Source organism: Persicitalea sp., assembly GCF_041751555.1.
Classification (GTDB): domain Bacteria; phylum Bacteroidota; class Bacteroidia; order Cytophagales; family Spirosomataceae; genus Persicitalea.
Window position 1 is genome coordinate 1 of record NZ_JBGSXF010000724.1, and the last position, 12,942, is coordinate 12,942.

General features: G+C 55.9%; 5 protein-coding genes. 3 read left to right on the top strand and 2 right to left on the bottom strand.

Translation table 11 applies throughout. The features are described 5' to 3' along the window. The coding region (locus ACEW8P_RS25365) for a transglycosylase domain-containing protein (RefSeq protein WP_373515855.1) at positions 1 to 2,350 on the bottom strand (2,350 nt) is incomplete at its 3' end. A 173-nt stretch (positions 2,351 to 2,523) separates the two neighbouring features. Between ACEW8P_RS25365 and ACEW8P_RS25370 the strand changes: the two genes are divergently transcribed. Next, a complete protein-coding gene (locus ACEW8P_RS25370) occupies positions 2,524 to 3,855 on the top strand; it encodes an Nramp family divalent metal transporter (RefSeq protein WP_373515856.1) in 1,332 nt (443 codons plus the stop codon). Here the strand turns inward: ACEW8P_RS25370 and ACEW8P_RS25375 are convergent. Then, the gene (locus ACEW8P_RS25375) at positions 3,846 to 4,349 is read right to left on the bottom strand and encodes a rhodanese-like domain-containing protein (RefSeq protein ID WP_373515857.1); all 504 of its coding nucleotides are present in this window, start codon (positions 4,347 to 4,349) and stop codon (positions 3,846 to 3,848) included. The genes ACEW8P_RS25370 and ACEW8P_RS25375 overlap by 10 nt on opposite strands. Before the next feature lie 146 nt (positions 4,350 to 4,495). Between ACEW8P_RS25375 and ACEW8P_RS25380 the strand changes: the two genes are divergently transcribed. Together ACEW8P_RS25380 and ACEW8P_RS25385 are read left to right on the top strand one after the other, a co-directional pair. Continuing rightward, entirely contained in the window at positions 4,496 to 7,495 is a 3,000-nt protein-coding gene (locus ACEW8P_RS25380) for a glycoside hydrolase family 3 N-terminal domain-containing protein (protein ID WP_373515858.1), read from the top strand. 138 nt (positions 7,496 to 7,633) lie between these two features. After that, positions 7,634 to 12,942, top strand: a 5,309-nt coding sequence (locus tag ACEW8P_RS25385) for a hypothetical protein (RefSeq protein ID WP_373515859.1), incomplete at its 3' end; no start/stop codon positions are given.

Sequence of the window (12,942 nt, forward strand, 5' to 3'; positions counted from 1 at the left end):
CGCTATCCCGCCTTCGCTCTGCGCGTTTTTCCGCCCGGCGTTCTTTCCGGCTCTTTTTCCTTTCCTGCCGTTCTTCTTTGGTAGGAAAGTCAAAGGGCAGCGCGTCCTTTACTTTGTCAAAAAACGTCGGCTCGTCTTCCAGGAAGGGCGCGCAGTTCAGGCGGTTTTGCAGTCGTTCCGAAAGTGGCGCAAAGGGTTCTTTGTCCTTGAAGAAGCCCGCTTTGACCAACCGCGAAATGAACTCGCCCCAGATGGGTAGCGCCGTACGCGAGCCTTGCCCCAGGCTTAGGCTGCGGAAGCGCACCAGCGGACTCTCGCCACCGACCCATACGCCCGTGATCAGACCCGGCGTGATGCCGATGAACCAGCCGTCGCTTTGGTTTTGGGTAGTTCCTGTTTTTCCCGCGATGTCGATCGACAGGCCGAAGGTCGAGCGAAGCCGTGACCCGCTGCCTTCGTCCACGACGGCCTGCATCATGTGCAACATGGCGGCGGCGTTGTCGCGCGCCAGGATGAGTTTGTGGCGTTGCGACTTGTTCTCGCGTAGTACGCGCCCGCCGCTGTCCACGATTTTGGTCACGTAAACGGGTTGGCTTATGCGGCCTTCGTTGGCAAAGACCGAGTAAGCACCCACCATTTCGAGCAGCGAAATATCCGCCGTACCCAGCGCCAGCGACGGTACGGATGGCAGGTCACTCTCGATGCCCAGGTCACGGGCCATGCGGATGGTCGTCGGGACACCTACGCGCATAATCAACTGCGCCGAAACGGTGTTGACGGAATTAGACAGTGCCCCTTCCAGCGAATAGCGACCACCGTACTTATTATCGGCGTTCTGCGGCGACCAGTCCTCGAACTGCTCGTAGGTAGTTAGTTTGTTCTCGATATATTTGCAGGGTTGAATGCCCTTTTGCAGCGCGGCGGCGTACAGAATCGGCTTAAAAGTAGAGCCGACCTGCCGCTTGGAGGTCACGTGGTCGTACTTGAATAGGTTGTGGTTGATCCCGCCTACCCACGCCCGCACAAAGCCCGTTTCGGGTTCCATCGACACCATCCCGGTGTTCAGGAATTTGGCGTAGTAGGCCAGCGAGTCCAGCGGACTCATCGTGCGGCTGACACTACCACCCCAGGTATAAAGCCGCATCGTGCGGCGTTTCTGGAAAGATTTTTCAATCTCTGCTTCCGAAGCCCCTGCCGCCTTCATGCGTCGGTAGCGCGGCGAGCGGCGCATGGCGTTTTCCAGCACCGTCTTGTCGTTGCCCCAAGGATTTCGACCCTGCCAGTGGGCATTGAATTGTTTTTGCAAGCTGGCCATGCGACGGGCCACCGCCCGCTCGGCCTCACGCTGGATTTTGGCATCGATGGTCGTGTAAATTTTCAGACCGTCCGTGTAAAGGTTGTAGGGATCGCCGCCGCGTTTGGATTGGTTGGCGCACCATTCGGCCAGTTCTACACGAAGCTTCTCGCGAAAATAGGGCGCGAGGTTTTCCTCTTTTTCCCGCTCGGGTAGTTTGCCCCGCTTGGTTACCAGTGCCTTCTTTTTCAAAGATTCAGCCTTCTCGGACGTGAGGTAGCCGTACTTTTCCATTTGGCTAAGTACCAAATTGCGCCGCTTCTTGGCCCGCTCGGGATGGTTGCGCGGATTGTAAGAAGTTGTGGCTTTTAGCATCCCGACCAGCATAGCGGCTTGCTCGGGCTCCAGGCGCTTGGCCGGGGTGTCGAAAAAGTACCGCGCTGCCCGCTCTACCCCGAAAATCGTACCGCCAAACGAAACGGTATTCAGGTACAATTCCAGGATTTCCTGCTTGGAAAATACCGATTCCAGCCGTCGGGCCAAGATCATCTCCCGCGCTTTGTTGATTGGCATATCCAGAATTAGGCGATTCCGGCGCGGATAGAGGTTTTTGATGAGCTGCTGCGAGATCGTGCTACCGCCACCCGAACTTTCCTTTTGCAGTAAAAGCGTCTTGACCAACACCCGCGCCAAACTGCGCGAATCGACGCCGTGGTGTTTGTAAAAACGGGCATCCTCGGTAGCGAGGAGGGCAGCAATCACGCTGGTGTCGATGTCGCTGTAAGAGATATTGGTACGGTCGTAAAGAAAGTACCTCCCCAGTAGCACGCTGTCGGCCGAATACACCTCGGAAGCGGTATCGTTGCGCTTATTTTTCAGCTCCTTCCCCGAAGGCATTTCGCCAAAAAAGCCCAGAATAATAAGGAAGAAAAACAAAATCCCGAGCGAAAGTCCGACGGCCGCCAGGCTACTGCCGACAAATAAGAGCCGCCGCCAAAATCGGCCACGACCGGGGCGATTGGCTTTTTGCCAGTTTTTTTTAAGAAAATTTTTCAAAAAAATAGTGGGGTCAAAAGTGAGTTGAGTCTCGACTAAAAACGTGTGCCGGAATGAATTCTTGCCCTACTCAGGCGGTAAACCGGACGGCTCAAAGATAGCGCAATCAATCAGTAACAAGGTATGCGAACGCTCTTTTCCCCTTGACCGTTTCACCCTTCACCCTTGTTTTCATGCAGCAACCACTCGACCCACCGAAATCCATCGCCGGGCAACTGAAGTACCTCGGCCCCGGCTTCATCATGTCGGCGGCAATCGTCGGCTCGGGTGAATTGATCGCCACTACCACGCTGGGAGCCAAGGCGGGATTCGTGACCTTCTGGGTGATTCTGGTAAGCTGTTTAGTCAAAGTGACCCTGCAACTGGAATTTGGCAAAAACGCCATTTACACCGGAACCTTTACAATGTACAACTTCAACCGTCTGCCGGGCCTCCGACTGGGGCGGGCGCACTGGAGCATCTGGCTGTGGCTGTCGTTGCAAGGCTTGAAACTACTACAAGTCGGCGGTATCGTGGGCGGTGTGGCCATTGTGCTGAACATGGCTTTTCCCGCTCTTTCCGTGGACATTTGGTCACTGATGGCGGCACTCGTCACGGCCTTACTGGTGTACCGGGGCTACTACGGCCTGGTGGAGAAAGGCTCGTTGGTGATGATCGTACTTTTCTCCTCGGTGGTACTTATTTCGCTGGGTTTGTTGCAGGGAACGCCCTTCGCTGTTCGCTGGCAGGATATTCAGGAAGGACTGAGCTTCAATTTGCCGCCGGAGGCGGTGCTTGTGGCCTTCGGCGCGTTCGGTATCACGGGCGTGGGTGGCGACGAGATCATGTATTACAACTACTGGTGTATCGAGAAAGGCTACGCGGCCTATGCTGGCCCCAACGACGGCAGTGCAGCCTGGGCCGCTCGCGCCAAGGGCTGGATTAAAGTCATGTACCTCGATGCCCTACTGTCGATGATAGTTTACACCATCGTCACGGCGGCCTTTTATTTACTGGGCGCGGCGGTACTGCACCGCAGTGGAGAGGTTCCCGAAGGCTACCAGATGATCGGTGTACTGTCGCGGATTTTCACCGAAACCCTCGGCCCCTGGGCTGAGACGCTGTTTCTGGTCGGAGCTTTTACGGCACTGTACTCTACTTTGTTTACCGCCACGGCGAGTTGGGCGCGGGTGTGGGGCGATGCTTTTGGACAGTTGGGTTGGTTGCCGTTCGGCAGCGTCAAGGAGCGGCGACGCTCCATCGCCATTTTTTCGTGGGTGTTTCCCTTCGCGTGGTGCGCCTTTTTCCTGTTCTTCCAGTCGCCCGTCATGATGGTGATTTTGGGCGGCGTAGCTACGTCGGTGCTGCTGTTGTTGATTCTGTGGGTGGCGTGGGTGTACCGCTACCGCGAACTACCCAAATCGCTAACACCCTCGCGGCTGTACGACGTATTTTTCTGGCTGAGCGTGGCGTCAATTCTGATTGTCAGCGCGTACGGGGTTTGGCAGGTTATTCCTCACTCGTAAACCTTCTCCCCCTTATTAAGCCACACGCCCCAGGCACGGGAGTAGGCGTGTACCTTTTGAGTGGGCTTTCCTGATGCATCTACGATGGGATAGTCTTGGTTTACCCATTCAAACAGGCTTCCGTAGAGGTTCTGCACATCGGTAAAGCCCGCGTCCAGGAGTTTCTTCCCGACTCTCTCACTCCTGACTCCCACGGAGCAATAAATCACAATTGGCGTGTTTTTTGCGATACCTTTCACCCTATCCAGCGTAAATTCCTCGTAACCCACCCAGCGGGCCTTGGGAATGTGGCTTACTTTAAACTCACCGTAAGCTCTGGCATCCAAAAAAAGCGCACCAGTCATCTGGCTAGCCTTTTCGCAGCTTATCAAGGGCACATTCTTCTTGTAAAGGGTATTGAGCATCGCCCGATAGGTACCACTGGTAATCTGAGCGAGTGAAGTTGTAAAAGAAATAAGCGCCACGAAGGGAATCAAAATCCACGTTTTTTTCACAATATTGCGTTATATTAATGCGAGAAGGCCAATTTTGGTAAATCCCCCGTCTGTCATAGTTTGTATTTTAGGAGTTAACGTGTAGCATGAGTAATTGGTTTGGACGAATAAATCGGGTACGATTTTCCAGAATAGCGTTGGGAGTGGTGATTGCTTTGGCAGTAAGTTCCATTGTGGCACCCGCCTGGAAGTTAACGGATTCCGTGCCTTTTATTGTCGTCAAGCCTGCTCCCCCAGTAGAATCGGTTCCGGTTTCCAAAACCAGAAAATATAAGAAAGCCATCACTGTGCTGCCCGAAAGTGCCTGGGCGGATAGCGTTTTGCAGACGCTTACGCTGGACGAGAAAATCGGCCAGTTTTTCATGATCGCCACTTTCTCCAATCGCAACGAGATCGAATACCGTCAAATCGACCGCCTGATTCAGGACTACCACCTGGGCGGCTTAATTTTCTTTCAGGGCGGCCCTTATCGCCAGGCTTTACTGACCAACCGCTATCAGGCGCAGTCGAAAGTACCGCTGTTCATCGGCATCGACGGCGAGTGGGGGCTGGGAATGCGGCTCGACAGCGCCATGATTTTCCCCAAACAGATGGTGCTGGGTGCCATCCGCGACGACAGCCTGATTTACCGTATGGGTGATCAGATTGGGCAGCACTGCCGCCGCCTGGGTATTCAGATCAACTTTGCGCCCGTCTCTGATATTAATAGCAATCCCGACAATCCTGTGATCGGCTACCGTTCTTTCGGCGAAGACCGTGAGAATGTCACGCGCAAGTCTGTCGCCTATATGAAGGGCTTGCAGCGCAACCACGTTATCTCCACGGCCAAGCATTTTCCCGGCCACGGCGATACCGACGCCGACTCGCATTACACCCTGCCTGTGGTGAGCCATTCGTCCGACCAACTGCGCGACATCGACCTTTATCCCTACCGCCGCCTGATCGCCGATAGCCTGATGGGCGTTCTGACGGGGCATTTGTACGTTCCCGTGCTGGATAACACACCGCTGCTCGCGACTTCGCTTTCCCAGAAAGTAGTGACCGATCTGCTGCGCAATGAAATGGGCTTTCGGGGACTGATCTTTACCGACGCCATGAATATGCGCGGCGTGCTGAAAACGGGCCGCGCGCCCGACGTGAACCTGAAAGCCCTCATGGCCGGGAACGACATTCTGCTCTACCCGGCCAGCGTGGGCGAAACCGTACAGCGCATTAAGGACGCGTTGGCGGACGGCACGATCAGTAAAAAATTCATCGACGATAAAGTCAGGCGCATTTTGCAAGGAAAGTACTGGGCGGGGCTGGGCGATTATAAGCCGATCGATACCCGGAATTTGTACCAGGACATCAATAACGTGCAAAGCCAGGAACTGGCTAGTGAATTGAGCGAAGCGTCGGTAACGGTGGTGCGCAATGAAAACAACTTGCTGCCTTTTGGCTCGCTGGAAAGTGCTAAGGTCGCCTCTGTGACGGTGGGGGCGGGTGTCGGTACGGCTTTTCAGAAAATGATGAGCTGCTACTCCCCGGTGAGGCATTTCATTTTTGAGGATAAGCCCAACAGCGAGAAGGAAATCGCCGAGATGCTGGAGTACTTGCAACCTTACGACGCCGTGGTAGTGGGCGTCCACGAAATCAGCAACTCGCCGCGTCGTCGCCATAATATTACCAATGGCACGATCAACTTCGTTTCCCGGCTGCGCGAGGCGAATAAGAAAGTGGTACTTTGCCTGTTCGGTACGCCGTACAGCATCCGCTTTTTCCCGCAGACTGACGCGCTGATTTGTGCCAACGAAGACAACGAAACTACTCAACAGGTAACGTCGCAAATTCTATTTGGGGCATTGCCCGCTTTGGGGCGACTGCCCGTATCGGTGGCGGGCTACCGTCCGGGTACTTTTGCCGAAACCAACGTGCTGGATCGCATCAGCTACGGTTCACCCGAAAGCGTGGGGATGGACGGGAATAAGCTGCGTAAGATCGACGATGTGGTAACTGAGGCAATCGGCCAGAAAGTGTTTCCGGGCTGTCAGGTAGTCGTGGCGCGGAAAGGAAGGATCGTGTATTCCAAGGCCTACGGCGGCCTCGACTACCGCTCCGCCGCACGCGTGACCTCCGAGACGATTTACGACGTAGCCTCGGTTACGAAAGTGTCGGCCACGCTACAGTCGGTGATGTGGCTATACGACCAGAAAAAGCTGGATCTGGATCAGAAAGCGGCTTTCTATCTGCCCGAATTGAAAGGAACGAACAAGCAGAATTTCACCATTCGCGATCTGTTGCTGCATCGCTCCGGGATGGTTTCTTTCTACCCTACTCTCTGGAAAAACACCATGACGGGCGGCGGCGGACTATTGCCCAACTATTATAGCGCTCAGGCCGACACCTCCTTTTATTTGCAGGTAGCGCCAAAACTTTTTGCCAAATCCATGCTTCGGGATTCGGTCTGGAAATGGATCGTCGAATCGCCGCTCAACAACCGCCGCGACCGCGCCGGGCATTACGCCTACGTGTACAGCGATTTGGGTTTTTTGACTTTACAGAAAGTCGTGGAGCGACTGACGGGTTTGCCGCTGGACATTTTTGCTTACAAAACCTTTTATGAACCGATGGGCCTGCCGACTTTGGGGTTCAATCCTTTGCGGCGGTTTCCGGCCGAGCGCATCGCCCCCACTGAGCAAGACTACCGCTTTCGTAGCCAATTATTGCAAGGCACAGTTCACGACCAAATGGCTGCCATCCAGGGCGGGGTATCGGGCCATGCCGGGCTATTCGGTACGGCCACGGACCTGGCTACCTTAATGCAGATGAATTTGTGGAAGGGAAAGTACGGCGGGAAGCAATATTTCCAATCTGGCACGGTTCCTGCTTTTGCACGTTTAGCCGACGAAGGACACCACCGCGGGCTGGGTTGGGACAAGGTACCATCATCCGGCAACAGCGTGTACGTGTCTGACAAGGCTTCGGTTAATTCGTTCGGCCACACAGGATTTACGGGGGCAGTAGTTTGGGTGGACCCGGACGAGGATTTGGTATTCGTGTTTTTGTCCAACCGCATTCATCCTGATATGGAGAACCGGGGTATTTCCACGCACCGCACCCGGCGCAAGATTCACGATATTATCTATGAGGCCCTTATTCCTTCTTGAAAATACCCGTCGGAAATGCATCCATGACGAACGCAGCCCTGACGGTTTAGGGCTGCGTTTTTGGTTTTAAGAATTATACTTAACTTTATCGACCATTTCTCACCACACATCATTTAACTTCATATAAAACAGTAGGTTATGCAACGTAAACTTTTTACTCACTTGATTTTAGGAGGGCTGATAGGACTGGGATGGATAAGTGAGTCAGCCGCGCAGACCATCAATACCGAAAGCCTGAGTACTTCTAATGTGTGTGTCCCGGCTACCATTTCGGTGCCTTTCAAAAAGGCCGGAAACTTCGGAGCCGCTAATGTATTTACCGTCGAGTTATCGGGGCCAACGGGTAGTTTTTCTTCCCCACGTGCCTTGACGACTTCGGGCGATAAAAGTCCCTTGACCGCCACGCTGCCCGACGACTTGCCCAATGGCAGCGGTTACCGGGTGCGGGTAGTGTCCAGCGCACCCGCAGTGATTGGCACCACGGGGGAAACCGTCCTGACCATAGGTAAAAAGCCTAATCCGCCCGGCGTAACTACTACTTCTTACAACTATTGTGTGGGCGCGACCGCCACACAGCTAAGTGCCACCGCTTCGGGTGGCAATACCCTGCAATGGTACAATGCCTCGGGTAACGAGATTGCCGCAGCTCCTACGCCTTCCACCGCCTCGGCGGGTACACAAAATTACAGCGTGGCGCAGGTTTCGACGGGTTGCATAAGTGATAAAGTAAATATCACCGTGCAGGTATCGGGGGCGCCCGTCGCCCCCACTGCCACCAGTCCGGTGGAGGTTTGTGAAGGAAGTCCGGCTTCGCCGCTATCGGCAGCCGGCACTAACCTGAAATGGTACGACGCCGCCGACGCCCCGCTGGCAGGTGCGCCCACGCCTACGACGTCCTCAACTTTTAAAGTATCGCAGACGGTAAACGGCTGTGAAAGCCCAAAGAAGACGATCGTTGTTACAATCAGGCCAAAGCCCGCCCCACCGGGCGTTACGGCTAGCTACAATTTCTGTTTTGGGGAAAGTCTTTCGCCGCTGACCGCTACGGGTACCGAATTAAAATGGTACCGCGCCAACGACACGCCATTGAGCGCAGCACCCACGCCTCCTAACAATGCCAATTCCACTTTCAAAGTCAGCCAGACCGTGGACGGCTGCGAGAGCGACAAGGCTACCATTACTATCAATATCAACCAGACGCCTACACCCACGACCACTGCTTCGGTGGAGTACTGCGCGGGGGCCACCGCCACCGCGTTGACTGCCACCGGGGGGGACATCAAGTGGTACACGGCAGCCTCGGGCGGGTCGCCGCTCGCAGCGGCACCGACACCTTCGACGGCTTCAGCGGGAACCACCAACTACTACGTCAGCCAAACGCTAAATGGCTGTGAAAGCGGTCGCGCCACCGTCACGGTAACGATCAAGTCCCTTCCTACCGCCCCCACCGCCGCCAGCCCCGTGGAGATCTGCGCGGGTAGCCCCGCTTCCCCATTAACCGCTACGGGAAATAGCTTGAAATGGTACAGTGCCGCTGATACCCCGCTTCCTGGTGCACCCACGCCCAGCAATTCGGCGGCCTCGTCCTACAAAGTTTCCCAGACCGTGAACGGCTGTGAAAGTACAAAGAAGACCATCGAAGTCATCATCAAAACAAAACCTGCGGCTCCGGGTGTCACGGCAAGCTCTACCTACTGCTACGGCGAAACCATTCCGGCCCTGACCGCCACCGGAGCAGGGCTCAAATGGTACACTGCCAATGACGCGCCTCTGGGCGGTGCGCCCACGCCCTCCAATACGGTTGGCTCGACCTACAAAGTAAGCCAGACCGTGGACGGCTGCGAGAGCGACAAGGCTACCATTACTACCAATATCAACCAGACGCCTACTCCCACGACCACCACTTCGGTGGAGTACTGCGCGGGGGCCACCGCCACCGCTCTGACCGCCACTGGAGGGGGCATCAAGTGGTACACGGCAGCCTCGGGCGGGTCGCCGCTCGCAGCGGCACCGACACCTTCGACGGCTTCGGCGGGAAGCACCAACTACTACGTCAGCCAAACGCTGAACGGCTGTGAAAGCGGCCGCGTCACCGTCACGGTAACAATCAAGGCCCTTCCCGCCGCCCCCACCGCCGCCAGCCCCGTGGAGATCTGCGCGGGTAGCGCGGCTTCGCCACTATCGGCCACAGGTAACAACCTGAAATGGTACGACGCCGCCGATGCCCCACTGTCAGGCGCACCTACACCGAGCAATACTAGTTCCTCGGTGTACAAAGTTTCCCAGACCGTGAACGGCTGCGAAGGGCCGAGGAAAACAATCACTGTCACCGTCAAGCCCAAGCCCGCGGCTCCGGGTATCACGGCTAGTTCCACCTACTGCTACGGCGAGACTATCCCGGCCCTGACCGCCACCGGATCGGGGCTCAAATGGTACTCTGCCAATGACGCGCCCTTGGGCGGTGCGCCCACGCCTTCCAATACGGTTGGCTCGACCTACAAAGTAAGCCAGACTGTGGACGGCTGCGAGAGCGACAAGGCTACCATTGCTATCGACATCACCCGAACCAATCCACCGGGAGTAACCTCACCCATCACCTACTGCGTAGGCGAAACCGCCGCCGCCCTCACCGCCAGCGGCTCGGGGTTGAAATGGTACAGTGCTTCTGGAACACTACTAACTACCGCCCCGACACCTTCCACGGCTGCTGCAGGTTCGACGACTTACTCGGTAACCCAAACCCAAAACGGCTGCGAAAGTGACCGGAAAGCGACTATTCAGGTGATAGTGAATCCGCGCCCAGCCGCGCCTACAGTGGCTGACCTTGTGTACTGTCAAAACGTTCCGGCGGCGCAATTGACCGCCAGCGGGAGCAATCTGAAATGGTATAGCGCGGCCTCGGGTGGTACTATTTTCACCACCACCCCTACGCCGTCCACGGCTACTGCCGGGACTACTTCTTACTTCGTTTCACAAACGAACGGCTTCGGTTGCGAGAACAGCACCCGCGCCGAGTTGAAAGTGACGGTCAACCCTACCCCGGCGAATCCTGCCGTAGCCAATTCAGTGATAGAGTATTGTCAGGAAGCGACCGGAGTTGCGGCCTTGGCCGCCACCATTGCGACTGGCAATACTGCGAAGTGGTACTTACCCGGCGGCGGCACTACGGCTACCGCTCCTGTACCTTCCGCTGCTACCGCTCAGAGCTTGACCTATCAGGTAACACAGACTAATAGCTTTGGCTGCGAAAGCCCTAAGTCGGATATCAGGGTACTCATCAACCCGCTCCCCAGCGTTCCCAGTGTGACGAACCAGGAACTTTGCCAAACCCGAACCGACGTACCCTATACGCTGGCTGCTACCGGTATCAATTTGAAATGGTACGCCGACGCTACAGGAGGCACGGCAACTACGGCTGCCCCAGTCATCAGCCTGGTAAATAACGGACCGGTAACCCGATACGTCAGCCAAACTACTGCGAAAGGCTGCGAGGGACCACGGGCCAAAGTCACGGTCAACATCAAGCCCCTACCCGTCAAACCTGCAGTATCGGCCGCGTTAGCCTACTGCCAATTCGTACCTGCCAGTTCGCTGTCGGCCACAGCTTCGGCGGGCGGAACGCTCAATTGGTATGGTACCAGCCCTACCGGAGGTACCGCGAGCGGCAACGCGCCCGTACCTTCCACGGCTGCCGACGGAGAAACTTCTTACTACGTAAGCCAGTCGGTCAACGGCTGTGAAGGCGACCGCAGTCCAATCAAAGTGACCGTGCGAGCGACGCCACTACCCGGCGTGGAAGCTTTGAAAGAATATTGTCAAAACGCAGGTGCCCAGCCCTTGACCGCCACGGGCGACAACCTGAAATGGTATAATGCCGCCAGCGGCGGGCCGGTTTCTTCTGCCGCACCAATTCCTTCCACCGCCCAGGTAAATACGACCTCCTTCTACGTTTCCCAGACCAAAACTTACACCATCGATGGCATCGACCTGAACTGTGAAAGTGCCCGCTCCCGTATCAACGTGCAGATCAATCCGTTGCCCGGCTTGCCCAGCGCAACGACTTTTCAGGAATTTTGTCAGGAAAGGCAGGACAAGACATTCACCTTTTCGGCCAATGGTGAAAACCTTAAATGGTACGGGGCTGCATCAGGAGGCAATGCCAACTCCGGTTCGCCGAGCGTCAATTTGAAGAATCCGCAGGAGACATCTTATTTCGTTAGCCAAACTACGGCCAAAGGCTGTGAGGGCGGACGCACCGAAACGCGGGTGCGCGTTAAGCGATTGCCCGCCCTGCCCGGCGTAACGCCCTCGATAGAGTACTGCCAGTTCGATAAGCCTAACCAACTCATGGCCAGCGCGGAGAACAGCGCAGCCCTCAACTGGTACGGCACGAGCGCTGCCGGTGGCAACCGCTCAGGCGTAGCACCTACCCCTTCGACGGACAACGGCAGCGACCTCAATTTCTACGTTAGCCAGACGCTGGAAGGCTGCGAGGGAGATCGGTCATCCATTCGTGTATTGGTGAAAACTACTCCCAAGCCCGGCGTGACTACTCCCGTGGAATACTGCCAGAACGTGTCTGCCCAACCGCTGTCTGCGCAAGGAAGAGACTTGAAATGGTACCGCGAACCTGCCGCCGCCGAATCGCAGACTACCCCCTTTACGCCCTTCACGGCCAACGTGGGCAGCTATGCTTTTTACGTCACCCAAACCGGAACCAACGGCTGTGAAAGCCCGAAAGAAAAAATCGATGTTCGGATAAAGCCTCTGCCTTCCGCGACCATCAGCGGCGATAATTCGATTAGTCTGGGAGCGTCATCCCAAATCACCGTTGCTTTTACTGGCGATGGTCCGTGGGATTATACGCTTTCTAACGGACTTACCGGAAAAGGCGTGACCCAGAATCCGCAGAGAATTACCGTGAGCCCAACTACCACTACTACATACACGGTTAACGAGGTCGCCAATGTTTGCGGTAAGGGTATTCCCAATGGTAGTGCGATTGTTACGGTCAGGATTCCGACCGTCAGCACGGGCAACCCCACCATCGCCAGCTTGTGTGCGGGTAGTACTTTCACGTTGCCATTCCAGCAATCGGGCGATTTCGTTCAGGGAAACAAATTTAATGTTCAGATTTCGCTGACCGAGCAGGACGCCGGGTTCCGCTCTATCCCGACCGTCACGACTGGCAGCGATGCCGTAGCTACTATTCCTGACAGCGCGGCGGGCGGCAACTACTTCGTGCGCGTAGTGGGCGAAAGCCCACAGTTTGTCATCAAAGGCAGTACTAGTCCCGTTCAGGTAACGGTGAAGCCCAAGCCCACCGCCACGCTGACGGGTGCGACCACGATCCTTATCGGCGAAACGACAGCGGTCAACGTCGCCTTTACAGGTAGCAGCCCCTGGACCTTCAATTTCAATAACGGTAGTCGCGATTCGCTCATCAC